General features: G+C 37.7%; 22 protein-coding genes. 16 read left to right on the top strand and 6 right to left on the bottom strand.

The annotated features are described in order from the left end of the window. Positions 1–213: 213 nt before the first annotated feature. Entirely contained in the window at positions 214–630 is a 417-nt protein-coding gene (locus tag H5160_RS11685) for an MAPEG family protein (RefSeq protein ID WP_149603619.1), read from the top strand. A 67-nt stretch (positions 631–697) separates the two neighbouring features. Here H5160_RS11685 and H5160_RS11680 read toward each other — a convergent pair whose 3' ends face one another. Next, entirely contained in the window at positions 698–1,438 is a 741-nt protein-coding gene (locus tag H5160_RS11680; protein ID WP_182712331.1) for a peptidylprolyl isomerase, read from the bottom strand. 250 nt (positions 1,439–1,688) lie between these two features. Here H5160_RS11680 and H5160_RS11675 point away from each other — a divergent pair, with 250 nt between their 5' ends. Both H5160_RS11675 and ushA read left to right on the top strand, forming a co-directional pair. Further along, on the top strand, positions 1,689–1,874 hold the full coding sequence (locus H5160_RS11675) for a hypothetical protein (RefSeq protein WP_024594581.1): 186 nt from the start codon (positions 1,689–1,691) through the stop codon (positions 1,872–1,874). An 87-nt stretch (positions 1,875–1,961) separates the two neighbouring features. Beyond that, positions 1,962–3,593: a bifunctional UDP-sugar hydrolase/5'-nucleotidase UshA gene (gene ushA, locus H5160_RS11670; RefSeq protein ID WP_182737512.1), complete on the top strand. Its 1,632-nt coding sequence runs from the start codon at positions 1,962–1,964 to the stop codon at positions 3,591–3,593. Between the two features lie 29 nt (positions 3,594–3,622). Here the strand turns inward: ushA and H5160_RS11665 are convergent, their stop codons facing one another. Beyond that, positions 3,623–4,567 carry a hypothetical protein gene (locus H5160_RS11665; RefSeq protein ID WP_182737511.1) on the bottom strand — a complete coding sequence of 315 codons (945 nt, stop codon included), beginning with the start codon at positions 4,565–4,567 and terminating at the stop codon, positions 3,623–3,625. Further along, on the bottom strand, positions 4,560–5,426 hold the full coding sequence (locus H5160_RS11660) for a hypothetical protein (protein WP_084324632.1): 867 nt from the start codon (positions 5,424–5,426) through the stop codon (positions 4,560–4,562). The genes H5160_RS11665 and H5160_RS11660 overlap by 8 nt, the downstream gene beginning before the upstream one ends. 251 nt (positions 5,427–5,677) lie before the next feature. Here H5160_RS11660 and H5160_RS11655 point away from each other — a divergent pair, with 251 nt between their 5' ends. The 3 genes from H5160_RS11655 to H5160_RS11645 all read left to right on the top strand — a co-directional run bounded on the left by H5160_RS11655 (position 5,678) and on the right by H5160_RS11645 (position 13,214). After that, positions 5,678–6,532, top strand: a complete 855-nt coding sequence (locus H5160_RS11655) for a S1/P1 nuclease (protein ID WP_182671135.1) — start codon at positions 5,678–5,680, stop codon at positions 6,530–6,532. Positions 6,533–6,575: 43 nt separating this feature from the next. Continuing rightward, a complete protein-coding gene (locus tag H5160_RS11650) occupies positions 6,576–9,758 on the top strand; it encodes a TonB-dependent receptor (protein WP_182197301.1) in 3,183 nt (1,060 codons plus the stop codon). Positions 9,759–10,094: 336 nt separating this feature from the next. Continuing rightward, positions 10,095–13,214 (top strand): TonB-dependent receptor, encoded by a 3,120-nt coding sequence (locus H5160_RS11645; RefSeq protein ID WP_182737510.1) that lies wholly within the window; start codon positions 10,095–10,097, stop codon positions 13,212–13,214. 52 nt (positions 13,215–13,266) lie between these two features. On the opposite strand, the gene H5160_RS11640 is transcribed toward H5160_RS11645, so the two are convergent. Beyond that, on the bottom strand, positions 13,267–13,698 hold the full coding sequence (locus H5160_RS11640) for a MarR family winged helix-turn-helix transcriptional regulator (RefSeq protein WP_182737509.1): 432 nt from the start codon (positions 13,696–13,698) through the stop codon (positions 13,267–13,269). Between the two features lie 151 nt (positions 13,699–13,849). Between H5160_RS11640 and hmgA the strand changes: the two genes are divergently transcribed. Continuing rightward, positions 13,850–15,151, top strand: a complete 1,302-nt coding sequence (gene hmgA, locus H5160_RS11635) for a homogentisate 1,2-dioxygenase (RefSeq protein ID WP_039488481.1) — start codon at positions 13,850–13,852, stop codon at positions 15,149–15,151. A gap of 2 nt (positions 15,152–15,153) precedes the next feature. After that, the gene (gene maiA, locus H5160_RS11630) at positions 15,154–15,783 is read left to right on the top strand and encodes a maleylacetoacetate isomerase (protein WP_182724024.1); all 630 of its coding nucleotides are present in this window, start codon (positions 15,154–15,156) and stop codon (positions 15,781–15,783) included. Positions 15,784–15,794: 11 nt separating this feature from the next. Here maiA and H5160_RS11625 read toward each other — a convergent pair whose 3' ends face one another. Further along, positions 15,795–16,028: a TIGR02647 family protein gene (locus H5160_RS11625; RefSeq protein ID WP_007375551.1), complete on the bottom strand. Its 234-nt coding sequence runs from the start codon at positions 16,026–16,028 to the stop codon at positions 15,795–15,797. A gap of 126 nt (positions 16,029–16,154) precedes the next feature. Here H5160_RS11625 and H5160_RS11620 point away from each other — a divergent pair, with 126 nt between their 5' ends. Further along, positions 16,155–16,457 (top strand): DUF1496 domain-containing protein, encoded by a 303-nt coding sequence (locus tag H5160_RS11620; RefSeq protein WP_182737508.1) that lies wholly within the window; start codon positions 16,155–16,157, stop codon positions 16,455–16,457. 54 nt (positions 16,458–16,511) lie between these two features. Then, complete coding sequence (locus H5160_RS11615) at positions 16,512–16,820, top strand: VF530 family DNA-binding protein (RefSeq protein ID WP_024591820.1); 309 nt, start codon at positions 16,512–16,514, stop codon at positions 16,818–16,820. Between the two features lie 50 nt (positions 16,821–16,870). On the opposite strand, the gene H5160_RS11610 is transcribed toward H5160_RS11615, so the two are convergent. Continuing rightward, complete coding sequence (locus H5160_RS11610; RefSeq protein ID WP_024591821.1) at positions 16,871–18,490, bottom strand: diacylglycerol kinase family protein; 1,620 nt, start codon at positions 18,488–18,490, stop codon at positions 16,871–16,873. 350 nt (positions 18,491–18,840) lie between these two features. On the opposite strand from H5160_RS11610, the gene H5160_RS11605 reads away from it, so the two are divergent. From H5160_RS11605 to H5160_RS11580, 6 genes are all read left to right on the top strand, one after another. After that, positions 18,841–19,377 (top strand): sigma-70 family RNA polymerase sigma factor, encoded by a 537-nt coding sequence (locus H5160_RS11605; protein ID WP_182716341.1) that lies wholly within the window; start codon positions 18,841–18,843, stop codon positions 19,375–19,377. Then, positions 19,374–20,057, top strand: coding sequence for an anti-sigma factor domain-containing protein (locus H5160_RS11600; protein ID WP_182737507.1), 684 nt, complete (start codon positions 19,374–19,376; stop codon positions 20,055–20,057). The genes H5160_RS11605 and H5160_RS11600 overlap by 4 nt, the downstream gene beginning before the upstream one ends. Before the next feature lie 158 nt (positions 20,058–20,215). Further along, positions 20,216–21,808 carry a DUF4331 domain-containing protein gene (locus tag H5160_RS11595; protein ID WP_182737506.1) on the top strand — a complete coding sequence of 531 codons (1,593 nt, stop codon included), beginning with the start codon at positions 20,216–20,218 and terminating at the stop codon, positions 21,806–21,808. 11 nt (positions 21,809–21,819) lie between these two features. After that, a complete protein-coding gene (locus tag H5160_RS11590; RefSeq protein WP_024600513.1) occupies positions 21,820–22,329 on the top strand; it encodes an Ig-like domain-containing protein in 510 nt (169 codons plus the stop codon). 54 nt (positions 22,330–22,383) lie between these two features. Next, the gene (locus H5160_RS11585) at positions 22,384–23,409 is read left to right on the top strand and encodes a hypothetical protein (protein WP_182720163.1); all 1,026 of its coding nucleotides are present in this window, start codon (positions 22,384–22,386) and stop codon (positions 23,407–23,409) included. After that, on the top strand, positions 23,406–24,518 hold the full coding sequence (locus H5160_RS11580; protein WP_182737505.1) for a HupE/UreJ family protein: 1,113 nt from the start codon (positions 23,406–23,408) through the stop codon (positions 24,516–24,518). The genes H5160_RS11585 and H5160_RS11580 overlap by 4 nt, the downstream gene beginning before the upstream one ends. The last annotated feature ends 46 nt before the right edge of the window (positions 24,519–24,564 follow it).

Genomic DNA, 24,564 nt, shown 5'->3' with positions numbered 1-24,564 from the left:
TGCGCAAAATAGCGTGCGCCAATTCAAAGCAATATAGTTAAGCTAAACTAACATTTTCAATTAATAACTTTCTACAAAATAACGCTATTTTGTGTAACACATTGTGAAAAATGTCTTCATAATTGGATATTAGTTGGAAGTCTGCCAACCTTGCGAGACTAAAAATCATTCAATATCAAAAAATACGCAAATTCTAAATAATAAGGAAAAACAATGGAAAAAATCATCATACTTGCCATGTTTGCACAAGTTACGCTTTCACTGGTTGTCATGCTCATTATGGGTAAAAGGCGCTTTGCCGCAGCTAAAAATAAACAACTAGATTTAAGTGATTTTAAAACAATGCAGTTAGATAAGGCTGGCGACACTATTAGGGTGGCAGATAGAAATTTTTCAAATCAGTTTGAAATACCAGTGCTTTTTTACGCGGGGTGTTTACTTGCACTGCAACTAAATAGCGCCAGTACACTTGTGGCAATACTGGCCTGTTTATTTGTAGCAACACGTATTGTGCATAGCGTTATTCATTTAGGTGAAAACAACGTACGCGCACGTTTTAACGTATTTTTACTGGGTTGTGTTTGTGTGTTTTCAATTTGGCTAGCAATGGTTTGGCGAGTACTATTTTAAATAGCAAAGTTTAATAATAGTAATGTGGACGGCTGGTTTAGGCCATCCACATTAACGTTAATTTTAATTATTTAGCACGTTTTAAACGAGGTACCGCAAGTAAAAAAGCACCTAAAAGCCAAATTAACCCGCCGCCAGAACTGCTGCTAGGATCTGTTGATGTGTCAGAATCAATTAACGTATTTTCAGTAACAGTAAGGCCTGCTGCTGAATTAGGATCATCATCCATTACCGCCACATTTTGAATAGTCACTAAGTTAGCACTACTAATTGTTACATCAGTACTTGCACATTGCTCAGCAGTAATATCAACCACGGGTGTTTCACCACAGTGTACTAACGCTGCAATTTTATCTAACGTTGATTGGCTTGCTGCAGTAATTTGTCCAAACACAGTAAAGCCACCATTTTGCGTATCAAGTGCTGCACTATTGTCTGTAATATTAAAAAACCACTGACTTGTTGCGCTATTAGCATCACCCGATAATTTAGCCATCGCAATGGTGCCCTTAACATTAGAAAAAACGGGCTCATTTTCTACAGCAGGCTTTGTAGTAATCGCATCTAGCGAATCAGAAAATGTAAATCCACCACCTTGAATAACAAAGTTACTAACAGAGCGGTGAATTACTGTTTCGTTATATGAATCGTCTTGAACGTAACTTAAAAAATTTGCGACTGTTTTGGGGGTTTGTTGATCAAACAAGTTAATCTCTATGACACCTTGGCTCGTGTTCATTTCAACTATAGTAGCGGTGCTTGTAAAACTTGCTGCAGCAAATGCTGAGCCAAGTAAAAGTTTTTTCATGTTTTATTCCTGTTGTTATATTTTTTAAATAATTAGTTAATGCGTTAACACATTAATGCCATCGGCGACTAAAATCGATTCTAAAGTGTGAGTTGATACAATTAAGACCGTGTTGATAACAAATTAATTACATATGCCATTATTTATATTCTTTTTTGCTATATAAATCTAACTATTTAAAATTAAATCATCTTAAAAGTGTGGTCACTTATTTGTTACCTTAAAAAAACACAAACAACAGGACCTAACAATGCCACACACTAAACAAACAATTTGCGACTTTGGTTTACACAAAGGTGAACCATACACAAAACTACCGGCGAGCTTTTTAACGTGGATGGTAGGTATAAACCATACTAAGCGGGAATATGCGGATGCAGAGTTAAAGCGTCGCGAAAGTGCCGCCACAAATCGATTAACTGTACCTTCTAAATAAAATGTCAATAAGTACGTTTTTTTAGCATAAAACTAGTTTAAACTACCCGCTTGATAAATTAAGTAGACCTTAATCCATAGGTATTTTATGCGTATAATTATTTTATTTTCGATTATTTTTAGTGTACTTGGATGTACATCTCCTGCTCCTGAATCAACCTCTAACAGTACTCCTACTGAATATTTAACTGTTCTTCATACTAATGATAATCACGGCCGTTTTTGGCAAAACGAAAAAGGCGAATACGGTATGGCCGCTCGCAAAACGTTAATTGACTCTTTACGTAATGACGCCCAAAAGCAAGGTCATGCCGTTTTACTTCTCTCTGGTGGTGACATTAATACCGGTATTCCTGAGTCAGATTTACAAAAAGCAGAACCTGACTTTAAAGGTATGTCGCTGATTGGTTATGATGCAATGGCATTAGGCAACCACGAATTCGATAATCCTATTGATGTTTTGAAGCAACAGCAAAAATGGGTGAACTTTCCTTTTCTATCAGCCAATATATTTGAAAAAGAATCAGGCGAACATGCGTTTGATAGCTATAAAATATTCAAAAAAAATGGCTTAACTATTGCTGTTATTGGATTAACAACAACAGACACAGCTAAAATTGGTAATCCTCAGTATATTGGCCACTTAGAGTTTAAAGACCCTGTTGACGTTACCGCAGAGCTAGCTAAAGAAATAAAAGCTAAGTACAACCCTGACATTACCATTGCGCTGACTCATATGGGTCATTATGTTGATGCTAGCTTTGGCATTAATGCACCAGGTGATGTAACACTTGCTCGCTCACTTCCTGCAAACACACTTGATATGATCATTGGCGGGCACTCACAAGAACCTGTGTGTATGAGTGATACAAATGTAAATGACGACAACTTTAAACCTGGCCTTGCCTGTAAGCCAGACCAGCAAAACGGTACTTACATTACGCAAGCCCATGAATGGGGTAAGTATGTTGGTAAAGCTGAGTTTAAGCTTGAAAACGGAAAATTAACGTTACTAGACTACAAACTCATGCCTGTTAATTTGTATGTAGATAAAGTTCAAGCTGATGGCTCTACTAAAGCAGTATTAGCAAACGAGTACATTAAACCAGACCCTAAACTTGAATCTTATTTAGCGGTATACCAAGCTAAAGGCGCTAAACAAATTGAAGGTACCATTGGTGAAGTAGATGCTCGCTTAGAAGGTGACAGAAATAAAGTTCGTTACCAACAAACAAACCTTGCACGTGTAATTATTCAAGCTCAAATGGATGTAGTAAATGCAGACTTTGGATTAATAAGTGGCGGTGGTATTCGCAGCTCAATAGAGGCTGGTAAAGTAAGCTATAAAGATATTTTAAAAGTACATCCTTTTAAAAACCGCATTACTTATATGGATTGGCAAGGCAGTGATTTATGGGATTACTTAAATACAGTAACGAGCTTCCCACCGGATGCTGGTGCTTATTTGCAATACCATAAAATATCGTTTGAGCGTAAAAATAATCAGTTGGTTAATGTTTTGATCAATGGCGAACCGCTTAATAAAAATAAAACATACAGAATGAGTCTAAATAGCTATAACGCATCAGGCGGTGATGGTTATCCTGCACTTACAAATAAAAAAGGCTTTGTAAGTACAGACGAAACAGATGCTAAAGCACTTCAAGACTTTATTTCAAAAAATAGCCCTCTCAAAGCGGCTGAGTTTACCCCTAAATAACCTCTAAGAATAAGAGGAAAGTAATCTAGTTACTTTCCTCTTATTTCAATATTACCTTTTTTAATATTTGCCAGCCCATAACTATGCAAACGAGAACGAGAGCCTTCTCCATAGGCTTTAGGTGGGTAATATAACTCTTTTTCTTCAGGACACTCGCTAAGTACTTCATCTAATGCCGCACGTATCTCACTCAAGGTTTTTTCTAGGCTATTATTAAAATTAGGCCTTTTTCTAACCGTATGACCAAGCTCTACCAACCTATAAAAATACTTGTTAGCGAGCTCTAGAAGCTCCTCTGGTACATCTTTATTATGACTAAGCGCTACATCATCGTTATTTGTACAATACTCTACAAGTGCTAAATAAAAGCATAATGGCTTATTGGCTAAACCCACTTTTTGCTCTGCACTACAACTACTTGATAGTGTTTTATCGTTAAGGTCAACTATAAGCATCAGCGGCGTAGGCTCTGTAATTGACTGATGCTGCGCATTATTAAACTGCTTATCACTTTGTTTAATAAACGCAAATTTTACCCAAAAACTAATCAACACACTTAATACTAAAAATATAAAATAGTAAATAAAATGGCTTAATGTAAAGTGGGTTTGCTGAACGTTAAATACAACTAATACAGGTCCGTTATTAGTGCTCAAACTACGTGTTATTTGGTGTAAGTTTACAGGTGCTAGCATTTCGCCTTTTGGTGCAATAGCAACAACTTTAAGATCGTTCGAATTAATGTAGCTATTTAAGGTTTTAATATAGCTATTAACCGCATCTTTATTCCCCGAATGCTTTAGCAGCTCATTTGATAAATCAAGTAATGGTAAGTCGAGTGCTATTTGCCTTTCTATCTGCGTTATTTTTTGTTTAGTTACTTGCTGGCTTTTTTGAATTACAGAAATATAAAACACAGAAGATAAAGTTAAAAATAAGCATAGTAAAACAAGTAGTTGTTTATATTTACTCATCACTAACTTCCTCTTTTAAGTTTACTGAGCTAGTACCGCAACTCCAAAACGATTGTGCATTTTGATAATAATGCAAACTTTGATCTTTAGACATATCAAGCAAATTTGCCTGTACTGCACATAATAAATCAGTATTATTTTGCTGCATTTTTAAATACCATCTTGTTCCAGTAATATTATTACTCAAAGGCGTAATATAGTTTTTTGAAAAACGTTTTTCGTCACTCTCTTTCCAAAACGAAGCAATAATATCTACTTTTCCGTCGGCGAGTAAATCGCGTAATTCGTTATGAGAACTAGCATAAGTGATTTTCAAATTAGCTAAATTTATATCCAGTTCTTTAAACATTTGCTTTGGTAAAATATGCCCTGATCGGCTGGTAGGATAATCAAGCAAACCTATGCGTTTATCTAAAAAATATTGTTTAGTAATTCGAGGTTTTTCTTTAGAAGATATAAAGAAAGCCGTGTAGTCAGAAAAACCAACTACGGGTTGGTAGTTATAGGTCGACTCCGCTTTAAATGCAGCCATAATATTGCTTTTAGCCAAAATTAGGTCAGCAATTCCTTTACCAACAAACTCAAAGCTATCTGCCGTTCTATATCCCCAATACCCTTTTACCGAGCCATATTGCTTAGCTACTACGTTATCAGAGCATAACTTTTGTGTTAATAACTTGGCTATTTTTTTTGATTGTGTAAAAACAATTAATTGGTCTTTATTACTTGTAGCAGTTGTTTGACACTCTGTTGAGGTTTCGATCATAACCGGAAAATGTAAATCATCATTGTATACACTAACTTGACCGCAAACCCACGTAACGACCAATAATAGAAACAAAAATGTAACAATTAACATTTTGTGCAACACAATATTTTTATAATTCAAAGCAATGCCACCCAAAAATAGACGATATAGGGTATTTGAACAATTTCGCTTACCTATTACAACAAGTAATTTTACCTATTAAATATAAGAGATTGATTTTAAACGTAATTTAATAAGAAATTATGAATTTTAATAAGTCCTTCCTATCAACATTAAAAATGAGGACAATTGACCGCATTAGCTTATAGCAACCCCATGAAATATTCATTTAGGAAGTTTTAATGCATAACAATATAAAGTACTCGATATCTTCTGCGCTTTTGATTAGTGCGATATTCACAAGCACTAACTCACACGCTTGGGGTCAAAATGGCCACCGTATTGTAGGGCAGATTGCACAATCTCATATAAGCGAAACAACTAAAGCAGCAATTAAACCTTATTTAGATGGTGAGTCACTTGCGCAAATATCAACGTGGCCTGATGAAATGCGCTCTGCTCCTGGCGACTTTTGGCAAAAGCAATCATCTCGTTGGCATTATATTAATGCAGCACCAGGAAAATCTTTCAGCTTCAATCACGATCACACTAAAAACAAAGAATCTGTAAGTAATATCCTAGAAGGCATTCACTATTCAATGCAAACACTCACTGATAAAAATAGCACCTTAGATGCTAAGCAGTTCAGTTTGCGTTTTTTAGTGCATTTAGTAGGCGATAGCCATCAGCCATTTCATGCCGGTCGAGGTGAAGACAGAGGTGGTAACCGTATTAAGGTTTCATTTTTTAACGAAGAAACAAATCTTCACAGCCTTTGGGATACAAAGTTAGTTGAGAACGAGAACTTGTCGTTTACTGAATACGCTCAATTTATTGATACAAATAACAGCGAGTTAATTGCTGAGTATTTACAAAGCTCACCTAAAACTTGGGTTGAAGAATCACACAATTTAGCAACAAAAATTTATAAGTACACCAACGACGAAGTTGGGTACAGCTACATTTATAACAACACTCCAATTGTTAAAACACGCCTACAACAAGCGGGTATTCGACTAGCTGGACTATTAAACGCCTTATTTGACCCTTCTGCAAAAGAGTTAGAAACGGCACTAAAAATGACGACTGACAAATAAACAGTATTAAATTTATATAACCTACACACGGGAAATCAACATTATGACTAAGCTTCGCCTTTCGAAATTAACTGGAGCGGTAATTTTAGCTCTAGGTGTTTCTACAAGCGCAATGGCTGCTGATACTTCATCTGCAATGCGTGGTAAAATTACGACGCCTTCAGGTGGCAGTGCTGCAAACGTTAAAATTAAAGTAGTTCACCAACCAACGGGAACTATTAGCGAGCTAACTACAAACGAAAGTGGTACGTTTATCGCTAATGGCTTACGTGTAGGTGGTCCTTACATGGTTATCATCGATTCTGATAAGTTTAATGATACAACTGTTGAAAATATCTATCTAAATCTGGGTGAAACATACCGCTTAAGTTCGCAGCTTGCTCCGCTAAACATTGAAAAAATTGAAGTGTCTGGTTATAAAATCGTTCAGCAATCTGGTGGCTCAAGCAGCTCATTTGGTTCTGATACTATTGAAAATATGCCAAGCTTTAACCGCGACATTAAAGATATTGCGCGCTTAAACCCACTTGCCAGTATTAATGGTAATGGCGAGCTAACGTTTGCAGGTAGTAACCCTCGTACCAACGGTTTAACAGTTGACGGTATTGGTCAAAATGATGACTTTGGCTTGAACTTTGGTGGCTACCCCACTTCTCAGCCTCCTGTAGCACTTGATGCTATTGAACAAGTTTCTGTTGATGTATCTCCTTTCTCAGCTTCTAAAGGTAACTTTGGTGGCGGTACTATTAATGCAGTAACAAAATCTGGTACAAATGAGTTTAAGTTCTCTGGCTTTTATGAAATCTCTACTCCAGAGATTGCAGGCGATGTCGATAGCATTGTTCAAGAAGATGACCTTGATGAGCTAGGTCATAAAACTTATTCTACAAATAAAGTAGAGCCGATTAAAACTGAAGAAAGATTTGGTTTTAACGTTGGTGGCGCAATTGTTAAAGACGAACTGTTTTATTTCGTTAACTATTCAGAATGGTCAAGCGAATTAGATCTTGATTACGGCTTTGACGGCTCTGGTGCAGCCAACGAATTTAATACTTCTGAAGCTAACTATAACCGTTTCATTTCTATTTTAAATAATGAATATGGCTTGACTGATTCATTAGCAGGTGCGCCAGAAGATACAAATAAAAACCTGTTAGTTAAGCTAAGCTGGAACGCAAGTGATGACCATCGTTTAGATTTTACTTACCAATGGCAAGACGATCAAGATGAGCGTAACACTAGCACCGGTGGCGATAATATTGTACTTACATCGAACACCTACGCCTACGTAACAAAGTTCAATAACTTTTCAACAAAGCTTTACTCTGATTGGACTGAAGATTTTTCTACTGAAATTGGTGTGTCGTATAAAGATGTTACCTCTGATAGCGCAACTCGCTCAAATCTAGGTAGTATTTCAGTTGATGAAGATGGTCGAAATGGCCCTTCTTACAACTTTGGTACAGATCAATATCGTCATGCTAACCGCTCTGAAACGCAAAATTTAACTTTTACACTCGATGCTACCTATTTAATGGATGAGCATGAAATAAACTTTGGTGCTCAATATGAGTCACTTCGTTTATATAACTTATTTGCTGAAAACTCTCTTGGCACGTGGAAGTTTGATAGCTTAGAAAATTTTGAAAACCGTGAAATTGGTTCTTATGATTTCTCTTATCAGAATGCTTACACTAATGATTCAGCTGATACAGCATATGATGTAAGACGCAATCAACTAGCACTTTACATTGAAGACACTTTTTATGTAGGTGACGATTTAGAAGTTACAGCAGGTGTTCGTTATGAGCGTTTATCATCAGATGATAAACCAACTCTAAATGAAAATTTTGCGAATACGTATGGCTTTACTAACCAAGAAAATCTAGATGGTCTAGACATTATACTTCCTCGCGTTGGCTTTAAATACTACGTAACAGAAGCCCTTACTATTAACGGTGGTATTGGTCGTTTCCAAGGTGGTATTCCAAATGTTTGGTATAACAACTCATTCCAAAGCGATGGTATTACATTAGTATCTGCTCCTAACGATGTAATTAACGACTACTATGCAAATAACACTGCCGATATTACTCAGGTGCCTAGTGAAATTCAAAATTCATTAGAACAAGGTGCTGGTAGCGTTGCTTATATCGACCCTGATTTTAAATTGCCTTCAAGCATTCGCACCCAAATAGGTTTTGAATATGAGTTTGATTCTGAACTATTAGGTGATGGCTTTAAATGGCAAGCAGAGATTGCTTATCATAAAAAAGAGAATGAGGCGGTATGGCATAATACATCTATTAACCCAATCGGTATTGCAGCTGATGGTGAACGCGTTATAAATGAAACTATTTATAGTGGCTCTTTAGCTGATAACGCTGACATAGAAATGACTAATTCATCGGATGATGGTCGTTCAATTATTATTTCAACGGGTATTGCTAAACAATGGGACAATGGCCTGTTTGTATCGGCAAGCTATGCACACCAGGATGTTACCGAGTCATCAGCCGGTTCAGCTTCTCAAGCGGAAGGCAACTACAAGCATAATATTACAGTAAATCGTAATGAAGATATTGCAGCACGTGGTTTTTACGAAGTTGAGCACAGCTTTAAAATCAACTTAGCATATAACACAGAGTTTTTTGAAGGGTATGCGACTAAGTTTAACGTGTATTTTGAACGTCGTTCAGGTCGTCCATTTAGTTATACAATGAACATGTATAAAGACAGTGATTTGGGTGATACGAGTAGTTTCTTCAGTAATGGTGCTTACTTACCATATATACCTACAGGTGCTGATGATCCAAATGTAAACTGGGATGAATCAGGTATGACTTGGGCTGAGTTAGAACCATTACTAGAGCGTGCTGGTATATCTCAGCGTGGTGGTATTTTAGGTAAAAATACAGCAACTCAACCTTGGGTTACTACGATGGACGTTAGCATTAAGCAAGAAATACCAGGCTTTGCTGAAGGTCACACTGGTGAGGTTTATCTAATGATTGATAATTTCGCAAACCTTCTAAACAGCGACTGGGGTGTAGAAAAACGCTTAGGTTACTCTAACCAAACTATTTATGACTTTGGTGGCCTTGATGACCAAGGCAGATATAAAATAGACAACAGCTTTGGCGGTGCAGATGTGCGTAATTACTCACAAATCAATTCATCGTCATCAGCTTGGCAGGCTAAAGTTGGTATTAGCTACAAGTTTTAAGTCTTAATAGGTAAGTAATAACACATTAAGTTATTTGTTAACAAAACCCATTGCAAAATTGTAATGGGTTTTTTATTTTTCACACCCCAATTTCACATGTTTGTCATAAAGCCCACGTAATATATACCCCGATATAGAGTTATTGCTCAAAAAAACACTCAAATAGACAAAAATAGTACTATTTATTAAAAATATATTGCAGTTGTATTTTATTTGTAACGAATAAATAAGGTACACTAGTAACGGATTTTGAATAAATGAACTTTAACTGTTTATTTTGAAAAATTTTAAAATAAAAATATAAAAATTTAATTAATAACTACACGGGAAAATTAAATGAAAACTCAATTACGCAAAACAGCTCTTTCACTTGCTATTGCAGCATGTGTTGGTGTAAGTGGCGCTGCAATGGCTAACGAAACGACCTCTGCAATTAAAGGTCAAGTAATGGGGCCTAACGGCAACCCAGCAGCCGGCACTAAAATAACAATTTTACACGTACCTTCTGGATCAGTAAAAACAACTGAAGTAAATGACGCAGGTTATTTCACAGCTAAAGGCCTGCGAGTTGGCGGTCCTTATAAAGTAATTGTTGATTCAGATGTATATGCAGACCAAGAATTCAATAACATTATTCTTAATATTGGTAACGATTATCCAGTAAACGTTTCTCTTGAGTCACAATCAAGCATGGAACAAATTGTAGTTTCTGGCGCGCCAATTAGCGCTATGTCTGGTGGTACTGGTCCGGCGTCTACATTTACGCTAACTGATCTTGAAAATACACCAGCTATTAACCGTGATTTAAAAGACATTATCCGTATCGACCCACGTATCACAATTGATGATAGCCGTGGTTCAATTAACTGTGGTGGTGGTAACCCTCGCTACAATAGCTTAACGCTAGACGGCGTTCGTATGAACGATAACTTCGGCTTAAGCTCAAATGGTTACCCTACTATTCGCGCCCCTTTCTCTTTTGATTCAATTGAACAAGTTTCAGCTGAGCTTGCACCGTTTGACGTTCAATACGGTGGTTTTACATCATGTAACATTAACGCTGTAACCAAATCTGGTGGCAACGATGTTCATGGCGCTGTTTTCTACGATTACACTAGCGACTCTTTCAAGGGTGATAAAATTGAAGGTGATGACGTTGATAACGGTAACTATACTGAAAAACGTTACGGCTTCAACGTAGGTCTTCCACTAATTGAAGATAAACTATTTTTATTCACTTCATATGAAAAACTTGAAGGTGTTCAACAGTTTAACTACGATGGCTTAAGCAGTGGCAGTGTAACTGCTGATGATATCTCGCGTATCACTAGCATTGCTCAAACTGTATATGGTTACGATGTAGGCGGAATGCCTTCAAGTATGCCTGTTGAAGATGAAAAAATCTTAGTTAAACTAGATTGGAACATCAACGAAGATCACCGTGCAAACTTAATCTATAACTACAACGATGGTAATACTGTTTCACAGTCAGATACTGGCTCTAGCCGTGTATCACTATCTAACCACTTTTATGACCAAAGTGCAGAATTCACTTCAATCATTGCATCTGTTTACTCTGATTGGTCAGATGACTTCTCTACTGAAGTTCGTATTGGTAAGTCTGAGCTTGATGCAACAGTACAATCACTAGATGCAGCAAGCAGCTTTGGTGAAATGCAAATTCGTACCGAAGATGGTGGTACAGTTTATATTGGTCCAGATGACTCACGTCAATCTAATGACTTAGACTACGATACAACTACATTTAAAGTTGCAGGTACTTATTACCTAGATCAACATACAATTACTGCTGGTTACGAGTTTGAAGAGTTAGATGTATTTAACTTATTCGTTCAGCATACTGAAGGTGAATACCGTTTCAACAATGTTGATGATTTTGAAAATGGTATTGCAAGTGCTATTTACTACAACAATGCTGCTGGTACAAATGATCCTAACGATGCAGCTGCAAGCTTTTCGTACGCTCAGCATACATTTTACGTGCAAGACGAGTATTCATTCACCGATTTAGATGCAAACATCACGTTTGGTCTACGTTATGACAAATATACAAGTGATGATGTACCTAACTTAAATCAAAACTTTACTGACCGCTATGGCTACAGTAACCAAAGTACATTTGATGGTATCGATTTAATTCAACCTCGTGTAGGCTTCCAATGGTACGCTACAGATGCACTTGAAGTACGTGCAGGCGTTGGCTTGTTCTCAGGCGGTAACCCTAATGTTTGGTTATCTAACTCTTACTCAAACGACGGCATTACTAACATTAGTGCAAACCAGTTTGGTTCTATCGACTTGTTCGCAACACCTAATGTAAATAATGGTACTCCAGGATTTGAAGTACCTCAGTCTCAATTTGATGCAGTAGCTGACACTGTAATCGGCTCAGGCGATTCAGTTGCAAACGCTGTTGACCCAGACTTTGAAATCCCATCAGAGTGGAAATACTCACTTGGTGCAACGTATACAACTGAAAACGAGTACGTAATCTCTCTTGATTACTTATACTCGAAGAAAAAAGATGCTGCGTTAATGCGTGACATCGCGCTTCAAGATTCTGGCGAAACTACATTTGATGGCCGCCCTATTTACGAATCAATTGAAGGTCGTTCAAACGAATACTTACTAACAAATGTAAGTGGTGATAGCGGTGATTCATCTGTTATCTCATTAGCGGTTAGCAAGATGTTTGATAATGGTGTAAGCGTTAACTTTGGTTATGCCTACACAGATTCTGATGATGTTAACCCAATGACAAGCTCTGTAGCTGGTTCAAACTACGGTAACATTGCGCTAACAGATCCAGGTAACCCAGGTGTTGCTTCATCTGATTACGAAATTCCACATCGTTTCACTATGACTCTTGGTTATACTCATGAGTTTGTTGATGGTTTTGCTACTCGCTTTAATCTATTCGGTGAAGCATATAAAGGCTTACCATACAGCTACACGTTTGATGGAAGTGATGGTACTTTTGGTGACAACAACTGGAATGGTAACCGCCAGCTATTGTATGTTCCACTTGAAAACGATCCAAACGTTGTTTACAACATGAGTGCTGCTGATATCAATGAATTCAATGAATTTATTGCATCAAATGGTTTAGAACGTGGTCAAACGACTAGCCGTAACGCAGAAAACTCTGATTGGTTTGTTAAGTTTAACTTTAAAGTTACACAAGAGCTTCCAGGCTTTATGGAAGGCCATAAAGGTGAAGCATTCTTCGTAATTGATAACCTTACTAACCTGTTAAACGATGATTGGGGCGTACTTAAGAAAGGTCCATTCGTAGGCGCTAGCATGATTTCAACATCACTTGATGATCAGGGTCGTTACGTTTACTCTGACTTTAATGCGAATAATGCAAATACATCAGTACAAACTGATGCATCTGTATGGCAAATGCGTGTAGGTGTTCGTTACACTTTCTAATTTAGAACTGTAGCCTAAAACATCTTTTAAAAGCCCACTTTGGTGGGCTTTTTTATGCCTTTAATTTGTTATTTAACTTTTCAAAAATACTCACTAATACTTCGTATTCTTCGTTGGTTAAAGTGCTCAGTAATTGTTTTTCCCAATTCAGTGCATCGGGTGCTATTTGCTCATATAAGTTTTGCCCTGCTTTGCTCAGTACAAGTAAGGCCGCGCGTTTATCTTGTGCATTTAACTCACTTTTCACTAAACCTTTATCTATTAAAACTTTTACCGCACGCGACACGGTCGACTTGTCCATATTTGCTTGCGTGCATAAATCCTTTGCGTTGCTTTGCCCATACTGCGCTAAATTAGCAAGTATTCGCCACTGAGGAATATTTAAACCGTATTTAGTTTGATAAACCTCTGCAAAGTCGTTACTTACACGTGTTGCTACATTCGTTAATTGATAAGGTAAGAACGTTGCTAAATCAATTTTCATTTTTAGTTATCCCAGCTTTATAAGGCTTACTTTAGTGTTCATTAATATTTACACGGATGCGTAGTTGCACATTTGATATTAGTCTCACTTGAGAGTATCTTAACTGAAATAAAAATAATATTAAACCAACCCCCTCTCACAGGAGTCAGTAATGGCGACACAATTAAGTTATATGACCGGTTTTGGTAATGAATTTGAAACACAAGCGCTACCCGGTGCACTGCCAATAGGACAATTTAGCCCACAAAAAGTTAAATACGATTTATACACAGAGCAATTTAGTTCGACTGCATTTACGGCTCCTCGCGCTTCAAATCGTCGCACTTGGTTTTACCGCCTTCGTCCGTCTGTAGTGCAAGGTGATTACCAAGCAATTGATAATGGCCTAATAAGAACAGCCCCAATCACTGAAGCCGTAACACCACCAACAATGCTACGTTGGAATCCTATTGATATGCCTTCACAGCCTACTGATTTTATTGATGGGTTAGTAACGATGGCTGCTAATGGCAGTGCTAATGGGCAATCTGGTATTGGCATTCATGTATATGTCGCTAATCAGTCAATGCAAGGGCGTTACTTTTGTAATGCTGATGGCGAAATGTTGTTTGTCCCTCAGCATGGTGAATTATTAATTCACACCGAGTGCGGTAAGTTAAGCATTAAACCAGGTGAAATTGCTGTAATTCCCAGAGGAATTAAGTTCTCAGTTGACTTAATTGATAATACAGCCCGTGGTTATATTTGTGAAAATTATGGCCATGCGTTAGAGCTTGCAGAGCGAGGACCTGTTGGTGCAAACGGTTATGCCAACGACAGAGACTTTCAATACCCTGTAGCGGCCTTTGAAGATAAAGAGGGTGACTTTGAGCTTGTTTCTAAATTTAACGGTAATTTATTTAGCTGTGAAATTAAGCACTCTCCTTTTGATGTGGTTGCATGGACGGGTAATAGTGCGCCCTATAAATACGACTTATCGCGTTTCAATGTAATGAATACAGTGAGCTTTGATCACCCCGATCCTTCTATATTCACTGTACTAACCTCTCCTTCTGCTACTGAGGGTATGGCAAATGTCGATTTTGTGATATTTCCACCGCGTTGGATGGTAGCCGAAAATACGTTTCGCCCGCCGTATTATCACCGCAATATTATGAGTGAATTTATGGGCTTAATTGAAGGTGTGTATGATGCAAAAGAGCATGGTTTTGTACCTGGTGGCGCAAGTTTACACAATTGTATGTCGCCACATGGACCTGAAGCCGACGTATTTGAAAAAGCCTCAAACGCTGAGCTTACACCACAAAAATATGAAAACACATTGGCCTTTATGTTTGAGTCGCGCTATATAATTTCACCGACAAAATATGCATTAGAAGGTAAAGAGCGCCAACCAAATTACACCGATTGCTGGCGTACTATTAAAAAACAATTTACAGGTTCACAGGATTAATTATGAAATTATACAGCTACTTTCGCTCATCAGCGGCTTATAGAGTGCGTATAGCGCTTAACTTAAAAGCAATCGATCATGAACTTGCTATTGTTAACCTTTTAAAATCGGAGCAGCTTGGGAAGGAATACTTAGCGACTAATCCGCAAGGCTTACTACCTGCACTTGAAACCGATGATGGTGTTTTAGCACAATCACTTGCAATACTTGAGTGGCTTGATGAAACTTATCCGCAATCGCCATTAATTACAGGGACTGCGTGGCAAAAGTCGCAAATAAGAAACTTAAGCTTTGCCATTGCTTGCGATATTCATCCTGTTAATAATTTACGCGTGCTGAAGTATTTATCAAACGAATTAGGTGTTGATAACGAGGCTAAAAATAAATGGTATCGACATTGGATAGAAGTGGGTTTTGAAAAAATAGAACTGATGCTAAACGAAAATAATGACTACTGCTTTGGTAACCAACCAACACTTGCTGACATTTGTTTAGTGCCGCAAGTATTTAATGCAATTCGTTTTAACGTAGATATGAGCGCTTATCCAAAAATTGCAGCCATTTACGAGCATTGTAATAAATTAGCTGCATTTAATGACGCTGCACCGCAAAATCAACCCGATGCAAATTAAGCTAATTTAGATTAACTTTGTAGCGCGCTATGAATAACCGTAACGTGCTCAATTAAATCTAAGCCCAGATCAGTTAAATATCCGCCATCTGGGCTATCTATAATCCCTTTTTCAAATAAACGTTGCGCTGCGCTAAGTAAGCTTGGCTCTGCGTCTGAATGTAATTTAATACCCTGCATTTTACTGTCGCGAGGAAACTTTGCTAATAGTGTGAATTCTTCGATCATTGTTTGATTAAATTGCATTGTGTGCACCTTTTTATTGTTCTGTGAATAACTAAGTTTATACTTAAAATCACTTTGTGTACTTTACACTAGCACGTTTTTTAGCTTAATGTATTATTTTTAACCCTCCCTATTTAAAGGCCTCTAATGCGTAACTTTTTAATTCTATGCTTTTGTTTTAGCAGCTTATCGTATTCAATACTTAGTGAAGCAACAACGCTAAAAACCCATTCAATTATTGATGCAAACCAGTTTGTAAATGAAGAAGCTAACTGTTGGTACGACAACAAACGCTATAGCGAAGGGGCATTAATACAAGTTCACTCTTTTACACTTTTGTGTGGTGCTAAAACACCCCAACACAGTACCAGCCAACTCATTTGGCTTAAAATAGATAAGCAAGGTAATGCTATTTACCCAACAGCTCCTAAAACAATCACTGTGAATTAGCGCTAAAAGCTGATTTAAGCTACAATGCATGCAGTTTAAATAAGTAGTATGGCTATGAATAATCAACCTAAAAACCCTTTACATGGGGTAACATTAGAACAAATACTTGTTGAGTTAGAACAACGACTTGGCTGGAGAACACTTGGCGAGCAAGTAAAAATTAAATGTTTTACTGATCAACCCAGCATTAAATCGAGTTTAAAGTTTTTGCGTAAAACGCCTTGGGCTCGCGATAAAGTGGAAGCACTTTATATTCACACTATAAATAATAAGCCTATTCGTAGACCAAAAAGTGCACCAAGAGAAACATCTTCTCAAGCGCCTGATACAACAGGGTTTGTTTGGCCATCAATTAAAAAGTGATGTAAAAAAGGAGCTAATTTAGCTCCTTTTTTGATTATAACTAACGCGATTTATTGCTCTTTGCAAATCACATTTAATGAAGCCGGCTCAATAGTGATAACTAGTTTTTGAGCGGTTTTAACTTCACCATCTAGTACGTACTTAAGCTCTCCTTCGCCTGTAACCTCTACTCTTTTGGCATTTGTATGATGAGAGTTTATAGCTAAATGTGTTTGCGTTAAGCTACTAAACATCAGCTCTGCAATACTTAGTACTGTGGTTGAATCTTCATTATTTGGTGTTAACCAATTTATATCGAGTAGCCCGTCACTATGATCAGGTTGCCCGCCACCTTGAGCCAATAACGTTGTAAAAGGCGCAGCATTGGCCACAATAAAACTATTAGTACATATTTCTTTTGGCTCATTATCATCGAGTTTTACTTTAAGTAACTGCGATTTTTGCTCGCCAAACGCTTCAAAAAAACCATTTAAATAGGCAAGTTGCCCCGACTTATTTTTCGACTCTCTATCTGCTTTTTCTATCATTGATTGCTCAAAACCAATACCCGCGAGCAGTAGTACTAATTCATTATTACAATAAGCAGTATCTATTATGCTTGTTTGACCATCTATAATTAAGTCACAAGCCTGTTCAACAGGAATAAATTTAGAAGTAATACCCATCAATACATGCGCAAGGGCGTTTGCAGTCCCCATAGGGATGATGCCTAGTTTACATTGTGTATTTACAAGTACGCTTGCAACTTCGGCCACCGTACCATCTCCCCCGCATGCGATAATAATATCCGGATTTTGCGCAATTTCCTGTTTAGCCAGCTCAATACCGTTAACTTCTTTTGTAGTAGTGAGTACTTTCAGATCGTAATAATCCGATAGCCGCGCAACAATTAAGTGCTCTTTTTCTTCCCATAATCGTGTACCAGATACAGGGTTTGCAATTAAAACGGCTTTGTTTTTAATCAGTAATTCGCCTTTTTTATGCCGCTTAGCTAAATGGCGAAGTTGATGCTTATTTAAATTTGCGGTTTCGCGGGTTTCTTTTATTTGTGCAAGTACTTCATGCACATCTGCATTTTTGTTTTGGCTCAGTAAATAAGCCGCCATGACAAAAACAGAGCGCCCACGCCCTAAAGCACAATGAACGACTACGCGATGGTCTTCTTTAATATGGTGATGAATCCAATTAATAGCCTGATTTAACTGAGAATGGGTAGGAATACTATGATCGAGCACCGGAATGTTTAAATAATTAATATTCTCTTGTGTTGAACTCCACTCGAGTCCGTCGAATTCACACGTAACATCTAAAATCGCCGTAATCCCGTTATCTTTTAATGTGTCTATATCTGAGGGAAATAATCGGCAAGCTAAAAATAGGTTTTCGTTTATTTGTTGAATGGGCGGCACTTTATCGCGCTTACGTGACCAGGCATTATAAATTTGCACACCGAATAAAAATGGCACAAACGCCCACCGTATATAAAATGGGATCACCCCATTTTCACGCTTTCTAAATATTTTTGCTGTATTAAAAATATACGCGGTACTCACTAATAAAAGTGACAGCGCAGTCCAATAAAAAACAATAGCAAAATAGACAGAGTTCACTTCCCAACCAATAAAAATAAGCAGTAGTGCTAATAGTAAATAACTAATTGCAGCCCACATAGTCTCTCCTTTGTGAAAATAATGCCGATTTATAATCTTAATTATAAACGGCTTTAAGTAGTCTTTTGCAAATATCACGCCATATAAATGCCATTTAAAATTCAAACGCGAACAATAGTCCATTGATATATATAGTAATTAATAAACTAAAATCTACTACAGACCGCTCTTTGTGCATTTTTTACAAACATGTGAATAAATTATACTTACACGTCTAAATTTCAAACACTGACCGATTATTGCTTGTACTTACGTATAAAGCAGCTAATCTAAAAGGCAATTAAATTTTTTTGCATCCAAATCACACCCTCAACCGTTTACTCAATGATAATAAGAAAAACAGGACCCCTATGGATAACGATGATTTACTCCCTCTTTTGTGCGCAACAGCACAAGGAGACAAAAATGCTTTCTCAAGTTTATATCAACAAACTAGCGGCAAACTTTTTGCTATTAGCTTAAATATGCTCACTAACAGGGCTTATGCAGAAGAGGCACTACAAGACGCTTTTATAAAAATTTGGCATAACGCATCTGAATATAACGCCTCTAAAGGCACCGTTATTAGTTGGATGATAAGTATAGTCAGATATAGAAGTCTTGACTCACTGCGCTATCACAAAGTACGAAAAGAGCAGTCGTTAGGCGATGACGAATATGAAAATGAAAATGAAAATGAAAGTGTTGACGTTAATTACGATGAAGAAACGAAACTGGTCAATTGTATCGAACAGCTTGAGCCGCAACAAAAACAAGCTATTCACTTAGCTTATTATAAGGGGCTGAGTCATAGCGAGTTAGTGGATCATATAGAAACGCCTTTAGGTACAGTTAAAAGCTGGATCAGGCGTGGGCTTATGCAGCTACAAAGGTGTTTAACATTATGAATTATAATAAACCCGAACTATTAGACGCGCTTGCTGGGCAGTACGTGCTTGGCACACTTAGAGGGCTTGCCCGTAAGCGTTTTCAGCGTCTGTTACTTAACTCAAATCAAGCACGTGAAGCAACAATTATGTGGGAGCAAAACCTAAATAACTTGGCCAGTGCTATTACACCACAAACGCCACGTGACGATGTATGGATAAATATACTACAGCGTATTGAAAACCAAATACAACCCACCAAAACGGTGATACATACTAAGCCTTCTATTTGGCGTACATGGTCTTTTGTTGCAACAGCTGCATGTATTGTTTTAGCCTTTTTGATTATTCAACCTTCTACTAATGTTGTTCAAACACAACAAATTGCCTTGGTTCAAAATCAAGACAAGCAATCATTGTGGTTTATTGATGTAAGCGAGCAAGGGCTTTCAATTAAAGCCAGTAGCCAATTGGTTGCCCAAACCAATAAAGATTACGAGCTGTGGATGATTTTAAAAGGGCAAGATGCACCTATTTCATTGGGTTTACTGCCCAAGCAAGGTAGCAAGATATTATTAAAAGATAACCGTTTTAACGCAAGTGATATTGCATTACTAGCAGTGAGTTTAGAACCTATTGGTGGTTCACCAAATGGATCACCAACCGAGGTGTTATACACTACAGAACTTATACTCCTGTAGCTCTACTTTTATAGCCTTTTATTAGCTGCTTACATTAAGCAGCTAACCTTTCCTTAAAGTTTTTAACAAAAAATAAAAACATTTTAACTTTTTTGCATCCATACTGAACTCTCACCCGTTATTAACTACGACTTCAATCAAAACTAAAGGACAAAGTCATGAAAGCTTTAACTCCATCAATACTCGCAGTAGTAGTATGCAGTACGTTTATAAGTGCACCAAGTGAAGCATCTAGCCACAGAGAAGCGCCAAATATAAGCCGTTTCCCGACTTTAGATTCTACCGATTTTTATGTATTTAATAGTTACGAGCAAGGTCGTGATGATTACGTCACATTAATTGCTAATTACATCCCGCTGCAAGATGCATACGGCGGTCCTAATTACTTTGCAATGGACCCAGATGCTACTTACAGCATTCATATAGATAACGACGGCGATGCTGTTGAAGATATTACATTTGCGTTTAACTTTAAAAGCATGCTTCCTAATGATAACCAAGGTGTGCAATTAACTGTTGGACCTGAAGGTAATCAACGCACCGTGTCTGTACCGCTTAAAAATGTAGGCGGTGTATCTGCCGGAGATAACAGCGCTGCAAATTTTAGCGAATCATACACAGTAAGTATGATAAGCGGCGCGCAGCGTACTGGCGAAACAACGCTATTAAATAACACTGCATCAAACTCCAGCACATTTTCTAAACCGCTTGATTATGTGGGTAATAAAACATTTGGTTCAATGAGCGATTATCAAACTTATGCTGACCAATTTGTGTATCAGGTTTCAATTCCTAACTGTGAGAGCATGGCACAAGTTTTTGTAGGACAGCGTAAAGACCCGTTTGTAGTTAACCTAGGTAAAACATTTGATTTAGTAAACTATGTACCTGTAGAAGGTGATAGCGCCCCTGGTGCTGGTGACGGCGGTGGTTTTCCAGGTGGTATAACGCAATCAGCTGATAATGACGACCTTGCAGATAAAAACGTAACATCAATCGCTATCGAAATACCTAAAAGCTGTATTGTCGGTGAAGGTAACGGCGTAATAGGTTCGTGGACAACAGCAAGCTTACCTCAAGCACGTGTATTAAACCCCAATGCTAAATTTGCTAATAATGCGGTAAACGGTGGTGCATTAACTCAGGTTTCACGCCTAGGTAGCCCGCTTGTAAATGAGCTTGTAATTGGCATTAAAGACAAAGACACATTTTCTACTGCGCACCCTAAAGACGATGCACAATTTTTAGATTATGTATCTCACCCAGCACTACCTGAGTTATTAAACATTTTGTTTAAAGATGCTGTTAATACGACCCTTGACGCAAACTTAGAAACTCTGGCACCCACTAACATCCCGCGTACTGATTTAATCACTGCATTTTTAACGGGTTTTGCAGGCGTTAATCAGCAAGCAACTGTAACACCTTCGGAAATGCTGCGTTTAAATACAGGCATTGCAGCAACAGCGCAAGCTGATCAATCTGCATTTGGTGTAGCGGGTAATGATTTAGCCGGCTTCCCAAATGGTCGTCGCCCGGGTGATGATGTGGTTGATATTGCACTTCGTGTTGTGATGGGTCGTTTATGTCATCCGATTCCTGTAAATGGTGAAGACACTGATTTAGGACTTTGTGCACCAGAGGATGCTAATACAGGCACAGTGCCATTTACAGACGGCGCACCTATTGATGCAACAATGATGGACTCAACATTCCCATACCTTGCAACACCACTTGCTGGCTCTAAATAAGGAGTAAAATAATGCGTAATTTAAAAACTACCCATATTTGTGTTCTCCTCAGTGCATTAACATTGGGAGCATGTAGTAGCGATGATGATAAAAAACAACCTACACCGGTTGTAAACACCGCACCTACAGCAAGCGATGCAATGCTAACAACACAAACTGAAGTAAGCATTACCGATATGCTTAACGCAAGCGATAATGATGGCGACTCACTTACTTACTCGTTAACAAGTGAGCCAATGCTCGGTACTGTTAATGTTGACAGTGATGGTAACTTTACTTATACACCTAATAAAGAAGCAACAGGTTCAGATAGCTTTATGTTTGGTGTAAGTGATGGCGTTAATTCGCAAGTTACTGCAACAGTAAGTATTACGATTGAGGCGCTGCAAGTTGACTTTGCTCAATTTGCAACCGATGCATTTAACCAAGCGCCAAATGCAGAGCCGTTAACTGTTAATGGTCGGGTGTTTACAAACACTGATACCGATGTTGATGGATTAATTTCTACAAGCGGTAACTAACCAAGTCATTAAGCTGACAGGCCATGGATGGCTTTTTTTCAAAGGATATTTATAATGCATTTATCAGTACTTAAACCCCTCACTATTATTGCTATTTGCTTAACCTCTTTCGCGGTGAGTGCGGCTCCTTATACTCCAAAAGATGACGCAGTTATTGCTAACAGTAATTCAACGCTTAGTGCTTCTCTGTCTGTTGAGGAAATAAATACATTAGTCACTAACAGCCAATATGTAGGCCAAACAGAGCGTTTACAGGGGCTACTTAAGACCCGTTTAGCCCAGCTATATAAACAAACACCCTCATCTCAAATTGGTTACTTATATGCTCGTGTTTTACAAAAAGAGCACCTTTTTGACGAAGCAATTAACGTTGCCAACAACGTTTTGATTACCGAGCCAAAGCACAGTAATAGCCATTTGTTACTGGCCAATATATTGATGACCCAAGGTGAATTTACAAAGGCAAAACAACACTGTGTTGCCTTGATTGGTCAAGTAAGTACCATTACTGCTAGCACTTGTGTACTAGACGTACAAAGCCAGCATGAAAGCGTTTTAGACAGCTACCAAACATTAGTTAAAATTATAAATAATAATCAAACTAGTTTAGCTACAAACCATGTTTTAAGTGAAATGAGCTACCGTCTAAGTAACTACAAGCAAGCTTTGTCTCACTTACAAAGCGTAGATTTAGTTCAAGCTCCTGTGAGCCTCATTGTGTTATGGGCCGATATTCAAATTGCGCTAAATCAACCTCAACAAGTATTAAATACATTAAGCGTACTGCTTCCAGATAAAAGTAATTTAGAAGATGCTATTTTACTAAGGCTTTCAATCGCAGAAAAAAAACTAAATAAACGCGATAAAAAATGGCAAAATACAATGGCGAAAAGAGTTACACTTAGAGAGCTTCGTAAAGATTCTTTTCATGCGAGTGACTTAGCTAAATATTACCTTGATGTACAACCAAATCGTGAAAAAGCACTTTACTGGGCTCATATTAATTGGCAACAGGCTAAAATGAGCACCGATGAGCAATTACTTATTAAAGCAAAAGCGATGCAACGAGATACACTATGAAAACGCCTTATCTATTTATACTCACTTTAATGCTGTGTATTTTCTCAACTTACAGCTTTTCCCATCAACTAAGTACAAGTTATATAACCCTAAATAGCAAGAACGATAACGACACCAACAAAAGCCAATACACGGGTACCTGGCAAGTTAATATCGCCGACTTAGAGCACGCAGTGCCTCTAGATTTAGATAAAAACGGGCAAATTTCGTGGGCTGAAATAAAAGCAAAACGCAGCTCAATTAATAACTTCATTACAGAAAGTTTAAATATCACGCAAAACGCGCAAGCATGCCCTTTAAAAAGTGAAGGTATCTATCAGCTAGATAACCATTTTAACCAGCCTTATTTGGTTATTCCGCTGCTGTTTAGCTGCAATGATAGTGAAACAATCTCTCTTTCGTATTCTGCTTTTTTTAAAACCGATGCTAATCATAAATCTATCGTAAATATAAACGGTGTATCTCGTGTATTTAATATCAACGAGGCTCAGCAAACATTTAGCTTTGAACAAACAAATTATTTAAGCACGTTCAATCAATACGTTTACCAAGGTGTTTTACATATTTGGATTGGTATTGATCATATTTTATTTTTAATCGCTTTGTTACTTACCTGTGTTTTAAAACGCAGCAATAAAGCATGGCAAGGTATTAGCTCTAAAAAACACATTATTAAACACACAGCATGGATAGTAACCGCGTTTACGCTTGCGCACTCTATTACGCTTACCGCCACCGCTATGAACCTTGTATCACCAAATAGTCGCTGGGTAGAGCTTGGAATTGCTATATCGGTTTTATTTGCAGCATTAAATAATGTGTGGCCGTTGGTACTTCGTTTAGGTTGGCTTACTTTTGCTTTTGGTTTACTACATGGGATGGGATTTGCGAGCGTACTTGGCGAACTTGGCCTGTCGAGCGACTATCAACTGCTCAGTATATTGGCGTTTAATTTAGGCGTCGAAATCGGTCAACTTAGTATATTACTGATAGCCTTACCAATACTCATTTATGTACGACACTACACTTGGTATAAAAAATGGTTAATGCCAATGGGCTCCGTTGCTATCGCAATTGTTGCACTTCAGTGGTCAATCGAGCGTTTTTAAATAGTATAAATAAAAAAGCTAGCCAAAATATTGGCTAGCTTACTTT

Source organism: Pseudoalteromonas sp. SG43-4 (genome assembly GCF_014164325.1).
GTDB classification, from domain to species: Bacteria; Pseudomonadota; Gammaproteobacteria; order Enterobacterales; family Alteromonadaceae; genus Pseudoalteromonas; species Pseudoalteromonas distincta.
The sequence above is the reverse complement of the archived record's forward strand: the minus strand, read 5'-3'. Positions and strand labels throughout refer to the sequence as shown.

Excerpts from the sequence above, each read along its gene's own strand:
- H5160_RS11685 (WP_149603619.1), top strand. The coding sequence starts at position 214 with ATGGAAAAAATCATCATACTTGCCATGTTTGCACAAGTTACGCTTTCA.
- H5160_RS11680 (WP_182712331.1), bottom strand. The coding sequence starts at position 1,438 with ATGAAAAAACTTTTACTTGGCTCAGCATTTGCTGCAGCAAGTTTTACA.
- H5160_RS11675 (WP_024594581.1), top strand. The coding sequence starts at position 1,689 with ATGCCACACACTAAACAAACAATTTGCGACTTTGGTTTACACAAAGGT.
- ushA (WP_182737512.1), top strand. The coding sequence starts at position 1,962 with ATGCGTATAATTATTTTATTTTCGATTATTTTTAGTGTACTTGGATGT.
- H5160_RS11665 (WP_182737511.1), bottom strand. The coding sequence starts at position 4,567 with ATGAGTAAATATAAACAACTACTTGTTTTACTATGCTTATTTTTAACT.
- H5160_RS11660 (WP_084324632.1), bottom strand. The coding sequence starts at position 5,426 with ATGTTAATTGTTACATTTTTGTTTCTATTATTGGTCGTTACGTGGGTT.
- H5160_RS11655 (WP_182671135.1), top strand. The coding sequence starts at position 5,678 with ATGCATAACAATATAAAGTACTCGATATCTTCTGCGCTTTTGATTAGT.
- H5160_RS11650 (WP_182197301.1), top strand. The coding sequence starts at position 6,576 with ATGACTAAGCTTCGCCTTTCGAAATTAACTGGAGCGGTAATTTTAGCT.
- H5160_RS11645 (WP_182737510.1), top strand. The coding sequence starts at position 10,095 with ATGAAAACTCAATTACGCAAAACAGCTCTTTCACTTGCTATTGCAGCA.
- H5160_RS11640 (WP_182737509.1), bottom strand. The coding sequence starts at position 13,698 with ATGAAAATTGATTTAGCAACGTTCTTACCTTATCAATTAACGAATGTA.
- hmgA (WP_039488481.1), top strand. The coding sequence starts at position 13,850 with ATGGCGACACAATTAAGTTATATGACCGGTTTTGGTAATGAATTTGAA.
- maiA (WP_182724024.1), top strand. The coding sequence starts at position 15,154 with ATGAAATTATACAGCTACTTTCGCTCATCAGCGGCTTATAGAGTGCGT.
- H5160_RS11625 (WP_007375551.1), bottom strand. The coding sequence starts at position 16,028 with ATGCAATTTAATCAAACAATGATCGAAGAATTCACACTATTAGCAAAG.
- H5160_RS11620 (WP_182737508.1), top strand. The coding sequence starts at position 16,155 with ATGCGTAACTTTTTAATTCTATGCTTTTGTTTTAGCAGCTTATCGTAT.
- H5160_RS11615 (WP_024591820.1), top strand. The coding sequence starts at position 16,512 with ATGAATAATCAACCTAAAAACCCTTTACATGGGGTAACATTAGAACAA.
- H5160_RS11610 (WP_024591821.1), bottom strand. The coding sequence starts at position 18,490 with ATGTGGGCTGCAATTAGTTATTTACTATTAGCACTACTGCTTATTTTT.
- H5160_RS11605 (WP_182716341.1), top strand. The coding sequence starts at position 18,841 with ATGGATAACGATGATTTACTCCCTCTTTTGTGCGCAACAGCACAAGGA.
- H5160_RS11600 (WP_182737507.1), top strand. The coding sequence starts at position 19,374 with ATGAATTATAATAAACCCGAACTATTAGACGCGCTTGCTGGGCAGTAC.
- H5160_RS11595 (WP_182737506.1), top strand. The coding sequence starts at position 20,216 with ATGAAAGCTTTAACTCCATCAATACTCGCAGTAGTAGTATGCAGTACG.
- H5160_RS11590 (WP_024600513.1), top strand. The coding sequence starts at position 21,820 with ATGCGTAATTTAAAAACTACCCATATTTGTGTTCTCCTCAGTGCATTA.
- H5160_RS11585 (WP_182720163.1), top strand. The coding sequence starts at position 22,384 with ATGCATTTATCAGTACTTAAACCCCTCACTATTATTGCTATTTGCTTA.
- H5160_RS11580 (WP_182737505.1), top strand. The coding sequence starts at position 23,406 with ATGAAAACGCCTTATCTATTTATACTCACTTTAATGCTGTGTATTTTC.